Source organism: Lactococcus sp. AK05 (assembly GCF_041026685.1).
GTDB classification, from domain to species: domain Bacteria; phylum Bacillota; class Bacilli; order Lactobacillales; family Streptococcaceae; genus Lactococcus; species Lactococcus lactis.
The window spans coordinates 105,476-124,442 of sequence record NZ_JBFTEI010000002.1; the positions used below are offsets into that span (position 1 = coordinate 105,476).

Sequence of the window (18,967 nt, forward strand, 5' to 3'; positions counted from 1 at the left end):
AGAGAAAACATTTAGATTTTATGAAATAAATTAGAAAGGGAGTTCTTCCGCATCAAGTAAGGTTTCTTCAGTCTTTATAGCGCTTTCTCGTAAAGCGATTGTTGCCCTACTTTCAAGTAAATCATAACTCAGTCCTAAGATTTCTGTGACATAATGTTTTTGATTTTGCTTATCCGTATAATTTCTAGTTCTAATTTCTCCTTCAATTGAAATAAGACTTCCTTTTTTTGCGTAAGAAACTAAAGTTTCTGCAGATTTTCCCCAAATAATAATTGAAATAAAATCTGCCTCTCGTTCTCCTTTTTCATTTTTGAAACGGCGATTGACTGCTAAGGTCACACGGACATATGATTTATCATTTGTTGTTTTTGAAATTTCTGGCGCACTGGTTAAGCGTCCAATTAACATGGTTTTATTCATAATAAAATCCTCCTAACTTTTTATACGTAAAGTTAGGACATTTGTCACAAAAAAAATAAAAAATCTATCAATTGATAGATTTTTATGGTTTATTTTGCATTTAAAGCTGCAACAGTCATGTAATTATATGGACTATTGAAGTGTGGTAAGAAGAATAAATCAAGTAAGGCTAATTCATCAATCGTTTTCTTTTCTTGAATAGCTAAACTAAACATATTAATATTTCCTGCAATTATTTCACTCTTGCTAGCAAGTTGAGCACCAATAATTCTGCGACTTTTTGTTTCATAAACGATACGAATTTTCACACTATCATTATTTTCATGAAGGAACCATGCTTTTTGCTTATCTTCAAAATCACTAAATGAAACTTCTAGGCCGATTTTTTTCGCAGCTTTAACCGACAAGCCCGTAGAAGTCATATTGTAACCAAAAATAGAGATTCCATTAGAACCTTGTACACCAACAGACTCTATTGATTTTCCTCCAATATTATGACCAGCAACAATCCCTGAGCGAACAGCGTTTGAGGCAAGGGCAATGTAGGTGAAGTCTTGTAAAGCATTAGAATAGATTGTGGCAACATCTCCTACAGCATAAACATCTGGGTCACTACTTTGTTGATGTTTATCCACTTTGATTGCTCCATTTTTAAAGGTTTCTAAATGTTCACCAGCCAATGCACTATTGGCTGTAAATCCAATACAATTAATAACGAGGTCAACATCATAAGTTGATTTATTAGTTACAATCTGTGATACATGACCTTTTTCATTTGCCTTAAACTCTTGAGCCAATTCCCCAAAATGGAGTTCAATTCCATGTTGGGCAAGATTTTCATCCATTCCTTTAGCAAACTCTTCATCATAATATGAAGCAAGTGAAGTACTTTCTGCATCAAAAAGTAGAACTTCTTTTCCACGACGTTTGGCAGCTTCAGCAATTTCTGTCCCAATATAACCAGCACCAATCACAGCAATCCGTTTCACATCATTCTTAGCAAACTCTTCGTCAATGGCTTGCCCTTCTTGAAAAAGTTTTAAAAAATGAATGCCTTTAAGATCTTTTCCTGGCAAGTTAGGAATAATTGGACGTGAACCTGTTGCCAGAACGAGTTTATCATAACTTTCTGTAATCTTTTCTCTAGTTTTTGACTTGGCATAAATCATTTTATTAGTAAAGTCGATTTCTGAAACTTCTGTTTCTGTTAATATCTTTACTCCCTTTTTTTCAAAATCTTCTGCTTTGGCATAAAACAGCTCATCTGGTTTTTCAATTTGTCTTCCGACCCAAATAGCTGTCCCACACCCCAAGTAACTCATATTACTGTTACGGTCAATCATAACAATCTCATGGCCTGGATATTGATCAATTAATGTATTTGCTGTAGCAATGCCTGCGTGGTTCGTACCGATAACTACGATTTTCATGCTAATAATTCTCCTTTAAATGTAAAATTCTTTTTACATTATTCAGTTTAGCATAAGTCCTTCTATTTTCTTTTGTAAGCGCTTGTGAACATTGTGAAAAATTTATTTTATTTTTTTTAGATAAAAAAACTGCCAAAATAAACTATTTTGACAGTTTTATTATTATGCTTGCCACATTGTTTCTGAATCAAAAGCTTTACCAGCGGATAAATCTGATGATAATTCAATGATTCCACGAACCTCAGGAGCATTTGGTAATTCAAGTTCACGAGCTGAACAAAGCATTCCGTAAGATTGAACACCACGAAGGGCTCCTGGGAAAATCAATGAGCCGTTAGGCATCATAGCACCAGGTAAAGCAGCAACTGTTTTTAAGCCAAGAGCTGCGTTTGGAGCACCACAAACAATTTGTACTGGATCGGCAAAACCAACATTAACTTTACAGATATGTAAATGGTCTGAATCTGGATGATCTTCCATTTCAACAATTTCAGCGACAACAAATTTGGGTTGTGCATCGTGAACAAGAACATCGCTAAATCCTGATTTACCAAGCTCTTTGTTCAACGTTTCAATATCATCAGATGATAAGACGACTTGACCATTTCCTGACAAATTAGCCAATAGAGATTTCGCTTCAAAAATATTCCAAGCAACCGTCGCTCCAGTTTCTTCAATAAAAACACGAGCTACTTTTCCCTTACGTTCGAAGTTTACTTTTTCTCCCTTATCATTTGCAGTGATAAGCATTAAAACGTCACCGACATTTGTGTTGTATGTTGCAATCATTTTCTTATTTTTCCCTTTTAATTTCTTAACTTTGATTATTATAGAATATAATCCTTAATATATCAACGCTTATCCTGCGATGATACTATTTCGCACTCGCTAAGAAAGTATTGACTTCTTCTTTTGTTTTACGTAATTTATTTACTAGACGAGCTTTTTCTTTGCCATCCTCAATCACGACAAAACTTGGAATTCCCATAATTCCCCATTCAATCGCAAGATCCATATATTCATCACGGTCTACTTCAACAAATTTAAAGTCTGGATTTTCTACTTCAATTTCTGGCATTTTTGGCTTAATAAAATTACAATCCCCACACCAACCAGCCGTGAAAAAGAAGACTGTCTTTTCCGGTCCTTTTACAAGTTCGGCTAAATTTTCAATATTTTCTGGAATAATCATTCTACATTCTCCTTTTATTTCTAAATGAATACTAAGTTTTCTTACAGAATTACTTCATTTTTTTCAAAGACTTCTAAAGTTTTAGCATTGATTTCAAAAGTGATTGCCTTATTTTCACTGACAAGCCCTCCCTCAAAAAGAGCACCCGTAGTTGGCTCCTCAAAAATCCAAAAAGCGTCTATTTTTCTTGTTGAAAAATGTTGTCGAGCTCTGTCAGTAAGTTCATGAATCACTTCTTCTTTCATAGTTTTATAGCCATGATAAGCAACGTGAGCAACTGTTGCACCCGCAATAATTCCCAAACCAAACTTTAGTATTTTTTTCATATGGAAATTTTAACATATTTCTTGGTATAATTATAGTGTAAATCATCAAATTTTTGCTGACAAATCTGTCAGTAAATTTTTCAGTATTCCGGAGGAGAAAAATGGAACTATTCGACAAAGTAAAAGCACTGACAGAAATTCAAGCGACTTCTGGTTTTGAGGGACCTGTTCGTGACTATTTAAAAACACGCATGATTGCTCTTGGTTATCAACCAGAATTTGATGGTCTTGGTGGTATATTTGTCACTAAAACTTCAAAAGTAGCAAATGCCCCACGTATTATGATTGCAGCCCACATGGATGAAGTTGGCTTTATGGTCAGCTCAATCAAAGCTGACGGAACATTCCGGGTCGTTCCACTTGGCGGTTGGAATCCTTTAGTTGTCTCTGGACAACGTTTTACATTATTCACACGTACAGGTAAAAAAATTCCTGTCGTAACTGGTGGGCTTCCTCCACATCTTCTTCGTGGAACTGGTGTTACTCCTCAAATTCCAGCCATTTCTGATATTGTCTTTGATGGAGCTTTTGAGAATGCTGCAGAAGCTGCAGAATTTGGAATCGCTCAAGGTGATGTAATCATTCCAGAAACTGAAACAATTCTCTCTGCTAATGGTAAAAATATTATTTCTAAAGCTTGGGACAATCGTTACGGTTGTTTAATGATTCTTGAACTTCTTGAATTTTTAGCTGACAAAGAATTACCTGCTACATTGATTATCGGAGCCAATGTTCAAGAAGAAGTTGGCCTTCGTGGAGCCAAAGTTTCTACAACTATGTTCAAGCCTGATTTGTTCTTTGCTGTTGATTGTTCACCTGCTAGCGATACGTTTGGTGATGACAACGGTCGTCTTGGAGAAGGGACAACGCTTCGTTTCTTTGACCCAGGTCATATTATGCTCCCTGGAATGAAAAATTTCTTGCTTGAAACTGCTGATAATGCTAAAGTTAAAACCCAAGTTTATATGGCTAAAGGTGGAACTGATGCAGGTGCTGCCCATTTAGCTAATAATGGAGTCCCTTCAACAACGATTGGTGTTGTTGCTCGTTATATTCACAGTCATCAAACAATTTTCAATATTGATGATTTCAATCAAGCACAAACTTTCTTGAGAAATATCGTAACATCACTTAGTACTGAAAAAGTAGCTGAAATTAAAAACTATTAAATTTAAAAAACAAATGAAAAAATCACTAGGAAGCCTATCCTAGTGATTTTTTCTATTTTATTGACCAAAGTTATAATTAGGCAGTATCTTTTTCCAACCAGCAGCTATATCACTTGCCGAACCACCAATAGAAAAATCATATGTGGTTGTAGGGGCACCAGACTTTGTAGCCCAGAAGCTTGTCGTAGTGTCTCCACCGAGATTAACCTCTTGTGTCTTACCATTTGATAATTTAACATTAACTTTCCCTGGTTTTTCACCCGTAGAAACTAATACTTTACTCTTAGTCACATTTGGATCACTATTAGGGTCAGTAAATTTTTGACCAGGTCCGAAAATATTTGGATCGGCAGCATTAATTGCGTTCACCAAATTAGCTGTAAATTTTGCGTTATTAATAAAACCTGAATTCTGAGACATTGCGGAATTGTCATCATGACCAGCCCAACTACCAAGTGTCACTGAAGGTGTCGAAAGCATCATCCAAACGTCTGTGTAATTATCAGTTGTTCCTGTTTTACCAGCCCATTGAACATTAGTTGCAAGAGAAGAATTAAGGCTTTGTAACTCACCATAAAACTTACTTGTTTTTTGAGATTTGATAGCATCTTGAAGCATATATTCCATAATGGTAGATGTTGCTTCAGAATATACTTGAGTTCCCCCAGTAGTTTGATGTTGATAAATTACATTTCCTGTATCATCTTTGATACTATCAACAATATACCATGGTTCATATTTTCCGCCATTGGCTAAAGTTTGATAACCATTCGTATGTTGAACTACCGTTGGATCAATTCCTCCTCCAAGAGGAAGTGACTCTACAGAATAATCTGCAACATCATATCCCATCTTCGTCATGTAAGGTTCAACAGATTTTCCTTTATTCAAAATCGTTTGGTAGGTCCAATAAGCAGGAATATTATAAGAAACATTCAAGGCTTCTGAAAATGGCATCATCTCCGTTCCCTTATTGCCGACGTGTTCGATGTCTTGCCCACTCGAATATTTTGCGGGATAGTTAGATAGAACACTTGCAGAACCCATCAAGCCCATGTCAATTGCCGGTCCATAAGCTAGTATTGGTTTGATTGAAGAACCAGGTGAACGTTTAGTATCAAAGGCATGGTTTACTTGGCTTTGTGAGAAGTCTAATCCACCAATAAAGCCATAAACAGCCCCTGTTTTATTATCCATTAAGACATTACCAGTTTGAATAAGACCCGTACCGTCTTGCATCAAACCACTGTAATTAGTTACGGCATTTTGCATTGCATCATATACTTGTTGATTGATAGTTGTAGTTACTGTATAACCACCGTTTTGCAATGACTGTTCAGCTAATTCTCGATAACGTTGTTTAGTACTATCATTTCCTAAATCAGTTGCCGAAACTTTATCTCGCTTAATCAAATAATTATAGATATCAGTAATTGCTTCATTATAAACAACATTATATAAATAACCATGTTCTTGTGATTGAGCTACTCCTGGTTGTAAAAATTCTGTTGAAATATCATAAGCTTTATATTTCTTGTAATCAGCTTCTGAAATATAGCCCCCACGATAAAGATAAAACAAGACTTCTTTTTGACGTTCAAGACCGTAACTCATGTTTTCTTTTGACTTTAGAGAACCATCAGCCGCATAAGGAGAATACACGATAGGACTTTGTGGCAACCCAGCAATAAAAGCAGCCTCAGGTATTGTTAAATCCTTAGCAGATTTTCCAAATATACCAAGAGCAGCTTCTTGAATCCCTGCAATATTTTGTCCTTTATTATTTCGCCCAAAAGGTGAGACATTTAAATAATCAGTCAAAATTTGGTCTTTACTCAAGTAGCTATTAAGTTTAAGAGCATAGACAATTTCACTAGCTTTACGTTGGAAGGTAACACTATCTCCTAAAACTTGTTGTTTAATTAACTGTTGGGTAAGGGTTGAACCACCAGAACTTGTGCCACCACCTACTGAACCAAGAATTCCACGAACAACTGCCTTAGGAACCACGCCCTTATTCGTTTTAAAGCTATCATCTTCTGTTGCAATTAAAGCATTTTTAACATTAGGAGAAATCTCGTCACTTTTGACAGTAACACGCACCAAATCACTAGAGATATCCGAAATTGCTTGACCATTACTATAATTAATGACAGAAACGCCATGAATATCATTAATTTTTGCAAGCATTTCAGTTTTATCTGGTGTCTTCGTTTGCTCAACCAATCGAGCGAAATAGCCTACACCTGTCGCCGCACCAAAGACACCCACTAAAGCAAAAATTATTCCAAAAATTACAATTAGGCCGCGGACCACCTTAAAAGTGATTGACCAACCCGATTTTTCATCATTATCTTTAGGATTTTTGGACAGAGACTTCCTTTGTTTCCGCCGCTTATTTTCCATTTTTTCTTTTAAACGCGCACGTGCTTCTTCTTGCGAGTCAATTGAGGATTTTTTCATGCCTTTATTATATCAAATTTAAAATAATTTTTCGCCACTTTCAGAATTTTTTTTATTAATTTGTTATAATGTAAAACAGTGCTGTTAATTTTTTTACTTTTTATCCAAAGTGGACAGCTCAATCATTATAGAAAGGATTTTTTTATGAACATTTTTGACGAACTTAAAGCACGTGGTTTGGTTTTCCAAACAACGGACGAAGCTGCGCTTTCTAAAGCGCTGACGGAGGACATGGTTTCCTATTATGTAGGATATGACCCTACCGCTGATTCCCTTCATTTAGGTAATCTTGTACTAATTTTGACAATGAAACGTCTACAAATGGCTGGACATAAACCTTATGCGCTTGTTGGTGGTGCAACTGGTTTGATTGGTGATCCTTCTTTCAAAGATTCAGAACGTTCACTTCAAACAAAAGACACTGTAACAAAATGGTCTGGAAAAATCCGTAGTCAGCTTGAGCGTTTCCTGGATTTTGAAAATGGTGAAAATAAGGCAGAAATGACCAATAACTACAACTGGTTTGAAAATCTGACTTTTATTGATTTCCTCAGAGATGTGGGTAAACATTTCACCGTTAACTACATGATTTCTAAAGACTCTGTAAAATCACGGATGGAAAGTGGAATTTCTTATACAGAATTTGCTTACCAAATTATGCAAGGTTATGATTTCTACGAATTGAACCAATTGCACAATGTTACTTTACAACTTGGTGGTTCTGATCAATGGGGAAATATGACTGCTGGAACAGAGCTTTTACGTCGTAAAGCGAACAAGCAAGGTCATGTTATTACTATTCCATTAATTACAGATTCAACTGGTAAAAAATTCGGTAAATCAGAAGGAAATGCAATTTGGCTTGACGCTGATAAAACATCTCCTTATGAAATGTACCAATTTTGGCTTAATGTTGATGATGCAGATGCTGTAAAAATGTTGAAAATTTTCACCTTCCTTTCATTAGAAGAGATTGCTGAAATTGAAGAACAATTTGAAGCAGCTCGTCATGAGCGTTTGGCCCAAAAAGTTTTGGCTCGCGAAGTTGTCAGCTTAGTTCACGGAAAAGCAGCTTATGAACAAGCAGTTAAAACATCAGAAATCTTATTTGGCGGCGGAGATTTGCGTCAATTAGATGCTAAATCAATCTTAACTGGTCTTAAAGCAGCTCCACAACATCAAGTTACTGATGATGAAGATTTAACTTTAGTTGAACTTTTAATCTCTGCTGGAATAGCTCCTTCAAAAAGACAAGCTCGTGAAGATATTACAAATGGTGCGATTTATATCAATGGTGAACGTGTTCAAGCACTTGATTATGTTATTACAGATTCAGATAAAATTGAAAATCGTTTAACTGTCATTCGTCGTGGGAAAAAGAAAAACTTCGTTTTGACTTATTAATAAAACAAAAATTCTGTTCTAAATGGGGCAGATTTTTTTATTAAAAAATTTGAGCATTGCTCTTTCTTTTAGACCACAATATGTTATAATAACTGTACTGAATATGTTTTTAGGTGATCAAAATGATAGATAAAAAATTTGAAGATAAGTTAAATAAATTGCGTGAGATGTACATCAATAAACGTCCTGAAGAATCTGAAAAACTTGATGATAGTAAGAAATTTGAAGCTTTCATGGCCCTTTCGGATGAAGAAAAAGAAGAAAAGCTCAACGCTAAACTTGAACTACTTACTGATAAGCTCGTTACCCTTGATGAAAAATTAGGGGATTTGTTGGCTAAAAATGCAAGTGCCGATGATATTTCTGAGCTTAAATATTATATTGATGCAGTTAAAAATAAAAAATTAATTCTTGAACAAAAACTTGAATTAATTAAAAATGGTGAGTTTGATGCTGCTCGTAAAGAACGTGTAAAACGTCAACTCACTGATTTGGAACTCAAACGTTGTAAGGCGCTTTTAGGTAAAAAAGACTGCTCAAAAATCAATGAAAAAATTGCTTTAAAGAAAAAAGCAATTAATCGTTTGAGATAAATTAGTAGATTAGGTACGGTAGAGCTAGCTTTGATAGCTCTACTTTGTACTTTTTGGCGCTCATTAATCCATTACACAGAAAGGACTCTATGCTCCATATTATTTTTTATGTCATTATTTTCCTTTTGGTATTAGTTTTTTCAAATGTCCTTAACAAAGTTTTCCCAAAACTTGCCCTCCCTCTTATTCAAGTGGTTTTAGGACTTATTTTGGGCTTTTTTGGTGCTGACGAGGTTTTACATGTCGCACCTGAATTTTTCTTAGGATTTATTATTGCTCCTCTTCTTTTTAGAGAGAGCGAGGAAGCTGATGTCAAACATATTTTAAAACATAGTAAAATTATTTTAGTTTTAATTTTCCCTCTTGTCTTCATTACAACCCTTGGATTGGGTTTGATTTCTAATTGGATTTACATGGGATTACCTTTAGCTGCTTGCTTTGCCTTAGGAGCAAGTCTCGCTCCTACTGATGCTGTAGCTGTTGGAGCTTTATCAAAAAATTTCTCTTTCCCTCGTCGGGTTATGAGTGTTTTACAAGGCGAAGGTTTGCTCAATGATGCTTCCGGAATTATTTCTTTTCAGATTGCTTTAGTTGCTTTAGTTACCGGTTATTTCTCTTTCCCAGATGCAACAATGAAATTGGTTATTTCAGCACTTGGTGGGGCTGCTATTGGTTTTACTTTAATTTATATCAAAGGACTCGTCTTAAGACTTCTGGAAGATGTTGACGCACGGGATGTTTCTGGTTATCTTCTTTTAGAGCTAGTTGTTCCTCTTGCTGCCTTTCTCATTTCCGAAGAATTACATGTTTCTGGAATCATTGCTGCAGTTGTTGCTGGAGTCATGTCAGCAAACGGTCTTAAGAGAACTACTTTATTTGATGCTCAAGTTGAAAAACTCAAGAGTACAATTTGGGATACTTTAACATTTATTTTAAATTCCTTTGTCTTTCTTTTCTTAGGAATTGAACTTTATCAACTTGTAGTTCCACTTTTAGTTGATCCTGTCTATTCATCAGCACTTTTAATTGTTCTTGCTCTTGCCTTGACTGCTGGATTATTTGCACTCAGATTTATTGTCATTGCTTTTTATTATTGGATTCGCTCCCTTAAACAAAAACAACCGTTTTCTGCTTATTGGAATGATGTATTTCTCCTCACTTTTGCTGGTTCTAAAGGAACAGTAAGTATCGCAACGATTCTTTTGGTTCCACGAACGGTTGACATTCAACCTGTTCTTGTCTTTCTGGCTGCGGCAGTGACCGGTTTAAGTTTCTTAGTCGGAATGTTCATTCTTCCATTCTTTGCGGTTAAAAAAGTTTCTAAAGTTAATAATATCTCTAAAATTGCGATTTTATCTGAGGTAGTTGATGAATTACATCACGATATGAAATCGGCTAAAAATCCTCAGGGTTATGATATCGCTATTGATGCTTATCAGGAACGAATTCAACAATTAATCATTGAACAAGAGTCAACAGATATGGCGATTGATTACAATGATTTGCAACTTTTGATTATCCGAATTGAATCTGAAGGTCTTGAAGTTGCCTTGCGTGAAAATAAAATTTCAATGTATACTTACCGAACTTATCAACGATATATTCGCTCATTAGAAACAAGTATTGTCCATTCACTGGTTTCCAGTATCCAATTTGTTTATGTTATTGCCTTGCGTGCTTTTCATTTACTTACCTCTCGTGTCTTACATGTTGACTTTTATTTCAAGAAAACAAAGGCGGCAATGGAAACAACACGAGATGAAATTACTGAACTTTATTTCAATAATACCGAACTTATCTTGCAAGCTCTAGATAATTTAAATGGTGTCTTTGATGAGCAACTATTGAATTTCTTGCAATCAGAACGTTTAAGAACATCTGAAATCGTTGCAACTGGTGGTCATATTTCACGGATGATGAATAAGGCTCAACCTAACAACATTACCGAAATGATGCGGGCCTATTATTTGGAACGTAAAGTCATTTTTGAACATGAACTCTCTGGAGCAATTACTGCTCGAGAAGCTAAAGATATGCGTCTTAATGTTAACATTCTTGAAGATTATTCACTTGCAAGTAATCATCATACATTACTTTTTGACTTCTTAGAACGTCGGAAAAATAAAAATTAAAATAAAAAGTTACTGACAGATCTGTCAGTAACTTTTTATTTTTCAATTCTAATAATCGTTTCTAATTCAATATTTCCTTGAATCGCTCTTGAAATCATGCAAGAACTTTCTGCCCGTTTGGCAAGTTTAATTGCTTTCACTTCATCGGACTCTTTTGTCAATTTCATACCGACATGATAAGTTATTTTTTCATAAGTAAAGATTCCTTTTGTCACATCGACCACTCCTTTAGCATCTACTTTCAGATGTTCTAGGAGAATATCATTTCGCTCAAGCATGGCAGCTAATGTAATCGAATAACAAGTACTGGCTGCTCCGAGTAGCATTTCATCAGGATTTGTTCCGACTCCTGGTCCATCCATAGTTTTAGGAATTGAAATTTTTTCATTCAGTGCCCCAGCCTGTAAGTCACCGATGGAATTTCTTCCCCCTACCCAATCAATATGTGAATTAAAAAGATGTTTTACCATTTTTTATCCTTTCAATTTACTGACAGAAAAAATATGACTCTCCTATTTTCTGTCAGTAAATTCAATAAAAAGTCTGTTCAATGACAGACTTTTCTTTAGAATGTTTGAGCTTCTAACTCTACTTTATTAATGAATTCAGCAAGAAGTTCTTCTGTTTTTTCTGGATCATAAGCATGTCCTTCAACGGCAATTTGTCTAAAATCGCTACCGATAAAATTGAAGATTGCTGACATGTAAATTGTAGCTGGATCTTGTGCTCCATAAACTCCACCATTAGCTTGTAAGTGCAAGACTTTTTTGCCATTTGCTAAACCAACAGGACCTTCGGCTGTATATTTGAATGTTTTACCGGCAACATTGACTGTATCAACCCAAGATTTAAGTTCAGCAGGAATCATCAAGTTATACATTGGATTAGCAATGACTACTTTATCAGCTGACAAAAATTGTTCTGTAAAACCAGCAAAACGAGCCAATTTATCTTTTTGTGAAGCTGTAAGTTCAGCATTTTCACCTGCGAACATTGCACTGACCAATTCAGTATTCAAAGTTGGAATATCAGCACTGAAAACATCTAGTTCTTCAATTTCATCTTCTGGATGAGCAGCTTTATAGGCTTTGACGAAAGCATCAAGACCTTTGAGTGAAAGTGAATAATCAGCAGTAAGTGGGTGACCTTTTACAACAAGAAGTTTAGACATATTTTGTTCCTTTATAGAAATTATTTTTGTGTTATAAAAATTATTATAGCAAACTTTTCTAAATTATCAATATATTTAGTACGTGAAAATTTACACATGTAAACATTTTACTGACAGAAATTCTGTCAGTAAAAAAAACAATCATTTAGATTGTTTTTATTTTACTTTTTACGTCCCAACAAACGGAATAAGCCAAGAACCCAAGTCACTAAAACAAGAAATGTTGAAAAATAGAAGGCCACGTGGAACCCGTGTAAAAAAACGTCTGGTTGATTGTGCAAATAAGTTGTTACCTTATAACCCAACTGATTAGACATCGCTGTGAATAAAATCAATGTTGCTAAAGATGTCCCTAAAACAAAAGCCATATTACGGGCAAGAGAATTAACTGACCCAGCAATTCCTAAATACTTACGATCAACAGTTTCCATAATCAAAGCATTGTTCGGACTTTGGAAAATCCCCATAGACATTCCTTGAATCAAAAGAATAACAACAACTAGCCATGGAGCAGAATGCGGATTTATCAGTAAATAGCCAAGCTGTGACAAAACAATCCCTGAAATTCCTACAAAAGTAACAATTTCTTTATCCATTTTATCTGCTACCGAACCTGCTAAAGGGCTAGCAATCAGCATAGCAACAGGATAAGCCATCATAATCATCCCTGCCAAGCCTGGCCCATAATTTCTAAAATCTTGTAAGTAGAATGGTAACAAAATACTTGAGAACATCGCTACTGTAAAATTAAAGAGAGCCATAATAATACTCATTGAAAATAATTTTGATTTAAAAATTCCTAAATCAAGCAAAGGCTGAGCGACATTTTTCTCTGTTAAAATAAATATTCCAAAGAGAATAAAGCCAAGCAATGCACCAATAATAATTAATGGATTGGTCCAACCCAAAGCTTGCCCAAAATTAAGAGCTAAGAAAAGTAAAACAATAACAGAAGTCATTAATGTTCCACCTTTAAAATCAATATCCGACCATTTTCCACTGGTTTTTTCTTTTGGCAAAGCATGATTTCCAAAAATCCATGCTAAAATTCCGATAGGAACATTTATCCAAAAGATATAATTCCATGAAGCGACCTGTAAAATCAGTCCTCCAAGGGCAGGTCCAGCGATTGAGCCAACCGATACAAACATCGCTGAAATGGAAAGTGCTCTTGCTCGACTTTCAGGTGGGAAAATTTCTGAAATAATTCCAAAACCGGTTGCCATAAACATTGACGCCCCAATAGCCTGAATCACCCGTGCAAAAAGAAGGAAACCTAAGCCCCAACCAAAATTTAAACCAGCAAGTGCCGAGCCTAAAATAAAAATTCCCCAACCAATGCGGGCAATTCGTGATTTACCTATTAAATCGCCTAAACGGCCAAAAATCAGTACAATCGCTGAAATTACAATTAAATAGATTGTCACCACCCAAGTGATTTGAGAAGTAGAGACATGAAGCTCCTTTGACATTGTTGGTAGAGCAATATTAACAATTGAACCATCCAATGTTGACATAAATGTAAATATCCCTAAGGCAATTAAAGCCTTTATTCTGTCTGACATAAAATCCTTTCCTATAAATTGAGTATCATCTTCTTTAAATAAAATTCCTAATAAGTCTTGCTATACTGATGAACTCAATTAATTTTTTCTAAGTTTATAAATAACGTTGGTAATTATATCCTTGTTTCCAATCTTTGTCAAGTTTAGACTATCAATCGTAGTTTCCTAATCAAATGAAAATGCTACTCATAATATTATAAGTAGCATTTTTTATTATAAGAAATCAGCAAATTCTTCTTCTTCAGTTTGGTCCCAGTTTTCACCAGTAATTGTTGTGAGCATAATTCCTTTGACCGCACGGTCAACCATCCCCTCAACATCCATTCTCTTTTCATATTGAATACAATTTTCAAGTTTTGGATTTGTTTTTGGAGAAGGTGGTGCAAAGACAGTACAACAATCTTCAAATGGTAGAATTGATAAATTAAAAGTATCGATTTTTTCAGCTATTTCAATAATTTCATTTTTATCCATTGTTACTACTGGTCGAATAACTGGAGTATTAGTTACTTCATTAATGGCAGACATTGAGCCAAGCGTTTGGCTAGCAACTTGTCCCAAAGATTCTCCATTAATAATCACTTTTCCACCACGTTCTTCGCGAACCCGATCAACCACGCGCATCATAAAACGGCGTGTAATTGTCATCAAATATGCTTGTGGAGCCTTGGCTTTTATTTCTTCTTGAATCTCGGTAAATGGTACTTCAATAAAGGTAATTGAACCTCCAAAAACGGTTAATTTAGCTGCTAAGTCTTTGGCTTTCTTCAAAGCTCCTGGTGAAGTGTAAGGAGGGCTAGCAAAGTGAACAGCCTCAATTTCAACTCCGCGTTTCAACGCTAAATAACCTGCAACTGGCGAATCAATTCCACCTGAGAGCATTAGATGTCCACGTCCTGCTGTTCCAACTGGCATTCCTCCAGCACCTTTTATATCTTCAAAACTAAGATAAGTCGCATCTTGTCTGATTTCAACGCGCAATGTGATATCAGGCTTTTTCATTTGTACTTTTGCATAAGAGAAATTATCAAAAACAACATCTCCTAAAGCAATATTTAATTCTGTTGAATCTAATTCAAAGTTATGGTCAGCTCGTCTGGTAGCAATTTTAAAAGTCTGCCCTTCGCTATAAATCTCCTTAAAAAGTGCCACAACTTCTTCTTTGATAATGGGCATTGATTTTTCGACTTTGATTGAAGGTGAAAAATTTTGGATTCCAAAAACTTTTGTTAAACGATTTGAAACTTCAGCATAATCTGCTCCATTAAGTTCAATGTGTGCTCTATCTCTTACTGCTGTAATTTTTAATTCAGGCATATCTGCAAGGACTTCGCGGATATTTTTTGCCAAACGATTGATAAAGTAACCACGATTTTTTCCTTTGGTCGAAAGTTCACCATAACGAACCATGATTTCATCATATAATACAGTCATTTTTATTCTCCTATATTCTTTTGCATAATTTTAATCATTAAATACTTCAAAAAAATGAACGATTTAAGTTAAAAAACCAGTCAAATCTTCTTTATTTAAAGAAAAAAAGCACGCAGCGTTCTAATTATAACACAATGTGTCCCTTTTTTTATAGGCTTTTTTAAAATTATTGTCTCATTTATAAAGGATTTCTTAAGGCTCTATTGAGCTTGATATACTCTATTTTTAAAGCAAAATAAAAAGCCACTAGATTATTGACCTAGTGGTAATTTTTATCAATGATTTATTTTTATATACTTTCAGGAGAATATTTTTCAGACATAATCTGAATTAATTTTGATCCTAAAAAAATACAGTATCTGATGAGCACATAAGTAACGATTGCAATTGCTATAAGGATTTCCATATTCGCTAATAATTCTAAATTCAGGAACTGAAAAACGCTGAGTTTACTTGTTAAATTTACCGCAGTTGCAGAAATAACGAGAGGAAATGTAAAGGCAGCATAACTAGGATAAAAGGCACTTCTCAAAAGTTTTGTCAGCAAGCCTAAAGTTATAAAATAGATAGCTTGCGATAAAATAAATAAAAAGATAACGAATATTTTAGATTTTTCTCCCACAACGGTGAGGTATCCTACTAAACCAAGTGAACCCGGTGCCGTGATAATTGTAATCAAAGGAAGCAAAGATTTGTGAATTTTTCGTAAAATGAAAACTCTATGCATAACAATAGGAAGAAGAATAAAGTAAAAGAGTAATGTTATCCAAACCACAACTTTACCCACTTCAAGACCGAAATCTGGTGATGTTGCCGATATTACCCCAATGCCTACAAAAGTAATAAACCAGCTTGGATAAACATCATGTATTTTTAATTCTTTTGGTAGCACATGAAGATAAATAAAATACATCATTAAGATAAGATGTAAAATTAAAGCAGTCCACCAAATAACATTCGCAAGAAGACTAAAGGCGGACAAACGTTTTAAAAATACACTTAGTACCATTAAAGACATCGTAAAAGTTGGTGAAACAGAGGCAACAATTGGGTCATTCAAAGTCGAAATTGTATGTTTCATTGCCAGTACTATCTTGAGCAAAATTAAAAACATCAGGAATAAACCTAACATATCGTAAGAATTTCCTAAAATAGGGTAACCTTTACTGTAAAGGAGATTCCCTAAGGATATTAAACCCAAAATTAAGCCACATATCGGGAGAGGAATTTGTTTTAAAAATGATATGAATTTTGAATACATCATAAACTTCTCTTTCTATATTTTTTATTAATTCGTCTTAAATAATTGATTCTATTAATAATATATAATAGTTGATTTAATTTGTAAAATAAATTATTATAATCATATAAATTAAAAAAAATAATTTGTTATTTTTGTATTTTAGGGAGAAAATCACATGTTTTCATTATTTGAGACCTTTATCGTCGTTTATGAAACTAAAAGTTTTACCTTAGCTGGAAAATATTTATTTATTTCCCAACCCACTGTAACCGTGAGAATCAAGAAACTCGAAGAAGAATTAAAATCAACATTATTTTTAAGAGGAAAACACCAAGAAATCATTCCGACTGAAGCCGCCATATTATTCTATCCCAAAGCTATTGCCTATCTAAAAAAATGGGAGGAAGACCAAGCTGAAGTTCAAAAAAAATCTCTTGCAAAACATCCTTTCAAAATTGGGGTTTCACACAGTGCTGCTCTAAGTATTATGCCAAGAATCTTTAAAGTATTTGAAGACGAGTTGGAACATTTAGATGTAGAAATTAATATGTATGACTCAGAAAAAGTATTTGAATTAGTTGCAAATCATGATTTACATTTTGGAATCATTGAGCGATTACTCATTAGCGATCAAACCGAAACATTTCCTTTATTTTTAGATGAATTAGTACTTGCCGGAAATACGGATTCCGAAACATTCTTTACCAGAGAATCTGGTTCAGGAATTGGATATTATATCAAAAGATATCTCAAGTCCGCTCCTTCTGCTCAAAGAAATATTGTTCGTATGAATAGCAATGAGATGATTATTTCCCATATCAAAGCAGGCTTAGGTTCTTCTTTGATTTCTAAATCATTTTTAACTGATGATATCCCTTATCAAGAACTTGGGAGTAATTATCATAGAGAATTTCTAGGAGTTTCTTTTGATGAAGAAAAAGACCCTGTGATTCAAAAATTAATTAGCAAAATAAAAAAAGAAACCGAAATTCATTAGAATTATTAAAAATAGAAAAACATGAGCAAGCTGCTTTTGTTTTTTTATTATTTTTATTAATAATAACAATAAAATAAATTCATTTTACACATTACAAAAATAGAGATAAAATAATTATAGATTTTATAAAAGACATCAGAAAAAGGGGTTGAAGGAGGAGATAAAATTGGCTTTTATCATCATTAGTTTTGTGATTTCTATTATTTTAATTTTATGTACTATGATTAGTTATCTTTGGCTTTTTAACAGATAGGCTTTATAAAAATATATAAAAAAATTGAAAAGGAGCTAGAAATGAAAATTACAAGCAGAAAAGTAGTCGTTATAGGAACAGGTTTTGTTGGAACAAGTATTGCTTATTCAATGATTAATCAAGGACTTGTTAATGAGTTGGTTTTGATAGATGTTAATCAGGATAAAGCTGAGGGTGAAGCCTTAGATTTATTAGATGGCGTTTCTTGGGGACAAGAAAATGTTATTGTGAGAGCTGGAGATTACAAGGATTGTAAAAATGCTGATATTGTGGTCGTTACGGCTGGTGTGAATCAAAAACCAGGTCAATCACGTTTAGATTTGGTTAATACAAATGCTAAAATTATGCGCTCAATCGTGACTCAGGTTATGGATTCAGGTTTTGATGGTATTTTTGTAATTGCTTCAAACCCTGTGGATATTCTTACCTATGTCGCTTGGGAAACTTCTGGTCTTGATCAATCTCGAATTGTCGGAACTGGTACAACTTTGGATACTACTCGTTTTAGAAAAGAGTTGGCCACAAAGCTAGAAATTGATCCACGGAGCGTTCATGGATATATTATTGGCGAACATGGCGATTCTGAAGTTGCAGTTTGGTCACACACGACGGTAGGTGGAAAACCTATTCTTGAATTTATTGTTAAAAATAAAAAAATAGGGGTTGAAGATTTGTCTAATTTGTCAAATAAGGTAAAAAATGCTGCCTATGAGATTATTGATAAAAAACAGGCTACTTATTACGGCATTGGAATGAGTACAGCTAGAATTGTCAAAGCCATCTTAAATAATGAACAAGCAATTCTACCAGTTTCTGCCTATTTACGTGGTGAATATGGTCAAGAAGGTGTCTTTACCGGTGTTCCATCTATTGTAAATCAAAATGGTGTTAGAGAAATCATTGAACTAAATATTGATGCTTATGAAAAGAAACAATTTGAAAAATCTGTCAGTCAACTTAAAGAGGTAATAGAATCTATTAAGTAATCTATCCAGACCTTACAAATATAAAGGAAAATAAAATGCTTGCTCTACTCTTTTTAGTCATTGCTTCACTTTGGGGATTAATCTGGTTTAACATTAATGAGTCCGATTGATTAATAATTTTTTACTAGGTTCAAAAATTTAACTGATAATAATTAGCACAAAAAAGTCACTAAATCTCTGGTTTAGTGA

The 18,967-nt window shown here is 34.3% G+C and carries 17 protein-coding genes; 6 read left to right on the forward strand and 11 right to left on the reverse strand.

What is annotated here, in order from left to right; all coding sequences use genetic code 11:
- Positions 1-30: 30 nt before the first annotated feature.
- The 5 genes from AB6B24_RS05065 to AB6B24_RS05085 all read right to left on the reverse strand — a co-directional run bounded on the left by AB6B24_RS05065 (position 31) and on the right by AB6B24_RS05085 (position 3,368).
- Positions 31-420, reverse strand: coding sequence for a single-stranded DNA-binding protein (locus AB6B24_RS05065; RefSeq protein ID WP_010905314.1), 390 nt, complete (start codon positions 418-420; stop codon positions 31-33).
- Between the two features lie 89 nt (positions 421-509).
- Complete coding sequence (nox, locus tag AB6B24_RS05070; RefSeq protein ID WP_058219163.1) at positions 510-1,850, reverse strand: H2O-forming NADH oxidase; 1,341 nt, start codon at positions 1,848-1,850, stop codon at positions 510-512.
- 162 nt (positions 1,851-2,012) lie between these two features.
- A complete protein-coding gene (gene ytpR / locus AB6B24_RS05075; protein ID WP_003131594.1) occupies positions 2,013-2,639 on the reverse strand; it encodes a YtpR family tRNA-binding protein in 627 nt (208 codons plus the stop codon).
- An 85-nt stretch (positions 2,640-2,724) separates the two neighbouring features.
- Complete coding sequence (locus AB6B24_RS05080) at positions 2,725-3,042, reverse strand: thioredoxin family protein (RefSeq protein ID WP_003131595.1); 318 nt, start codon at positions 3,040-3,042, stop codon at positions 2,725-2,727.
- Between the two features lie 41 nt (positions 3,043-3,083).
- Positions 3,084-3,368, reverse strand: a complete 285-nt coding sequence (locus AB6B24_RS05085) for a hypothetical protein (RefSeq protein WP_311803985.1) — start codon at positions 3,366-3,368, stop codon at positions 3,084-3,086.
- 101 nt (positions 3,369-3,469) lie between these two features.
- Between AB6B24_RS05085 and pepA the strand changes: the two genes are divergently transcribed.
- Positions 3,470-4,537: a glutamyl aminopeptidase gene (pepA, locus tag AB6B24_RS05090; protein WP_311803984.1), complete on the forward strand. Its 1,068-nt coding sequence runs from the start codon at positions 3,470-3,472 to the stop codon at positions 4,535-4,537.
- A 57-nt stretch (positions 4,538-4,594) separates the two neighbouring features.
- Here the strand turns inward: pepA and AB6B24_RS05095 are convergent, their stop codons facing one another.
- Positions 4,595-7,000 (reverse strand): transglycosylase domain-containing protein, encoded by a 2,406-nt coding sequence (locus tag AB6B24_RS05095; RefSeq protein ID WP_311803983.1) that lies wholly within the window; start codon positions 6,998-7,000, stop codon positions 4,595-4,597.
- Between the two features lie 144 nt (positions 7,001-7,144).
- Between AB6B24_RS05095 and tyrS the strand changes: the two genes are divergently transcribed.
- The 3 genes from tyrS (at position 7,145) to AB6B24_RS05110 (ending at position 11,129) form a co-directional block, all read left to right on the forward strand.
- Entirely contained in the window at positions 7,145-8,404 is a 1,260-nt protein-coding gene (gene tyrS / locus AB6B24_RS05100) for a tyrosine--tRNA ligase (protein WP_003131599.1), read from the forward strand.
- Between the two features lie 122 nt (positions 8,405-8,526).
- On the forward strand, positions 8,527-8,997 hold the full coding sequence (locus AB6B24_RS05105; RefSeq protein WP_042230071.1) for a hypothetical protein: 471 nt from the start codon (positions 8,527-8,529) through the stop codon (positions 8,995-8,997).
- An 89-nt stretch (positions 8,998-9,086) separates the two neighbouring features.
- On the forward strand, positions 9,087-11,129 hold the full coding sequence (locus AB6B24_RS05110) for a sodium:proton antiporter (protein ID WP_195935743.1): 2,043 nt from the start codon (positions 9,087-9,089) through the stop codon (positions 11,127-11,129).
- 35 nt (positions 11,130-11,164) lie between these two features.
- On the opposite strand, the gene AB6B24_RS05115 is transcribed toward AB6B24_RS05110, so the two are convergent.
- The 5 genes from AB6B24_RS05115 to AB6B24_RS05135 form a co-directional block, all read right to left on the reverse strand.
- A complete protein-coding gene (locus tag AB6B24_RS05115; protein WP_153241705.1) occupies positions 11,165-11,599 on the reverse strand; it encodes an OsmC family protein in 435 nt (144 codons plus the stop codon).
- A 95-nt stretch (positions 11,600-11,694) separates the two neighbouring features.
- Positions 11,695-12,300, reverse strand: coding sequence for an FMN-dependent NADH-azoreductase (locus AB6B24_RS05120; RefSeq protein WP_015425833.1), 606 nt, complete (start codon positions 12,298-12,300; stop codon positions 11,695-11,697).
- A gap of 161 nt (positions 12,301-12,461) precedes the next feature.
- Positions 12,462-13,865: an MFS transporter gene (locus tag AB6B24_RS05125; RefSeq protein WP_311803982.1), complete on the reverse strand. Its 1,404-nt coding sequence runs from the start codon at positions 13,863-13,865 to the stop codon at positions 12,462-12,464.
- 213 nt (positions 13,866-14,078) lie between these two features.
- Positions 14,079-15,299, reverse strand: a complete 1,221-nt coding sequence (gene thiI, locus AB6B24_RS05130; RefSeq protein WP_012897217.1) for a tRNA uracil 4-sulfurtransferase ThiI — start codon at positions 15,297-15,299, stop codon at positions 14,079-14,081.
- Positions 15,300-15,588: 289 nt separating this feature from the next.
- Positions 15,589-16,563, reverse strand: a complete 975-nt coding sequence (locus AB6B24_RS05135; RefSeq protein ID WP_195935741.1) for a TDT family transporter — start codon at positions 16,561-16,563, stop codon at positions 15,589-15,591.
- A 154-nt stretch (positions 16,564-16,717) separates the two neighbouring features.
- On the opposite strand from AB6B24_RS05135, the gene AB6B24_RS05140 reads away from it, so the two are divergent.
- Positions 16,718-17,539 carry a LysR family transcriptional regulator gene (locus AB6B24_RS05140; protein ID WP_163646232.1) on the forward strand — a complete coding sequence of 274 codons (822 nt, stop codon included), beginning with the start codon at positions 16,718-16,720 and terminating at the stop codon, positions 17,537-17,539.
- Between the two features lie 294 nt (positions 17,540-17,833).
- A complete protein-coding gene (locus AB6B24_RS05145; RefSeq protein WP_003131609.1) occupies positions 17,834-18,778 on the forward strand; it encodes an L-lactate dehydrogenase in 945 nt (314 codons plus the stop codon).
- Positions 18,779-18,967 lie beyond the last annotated feature (189 nt).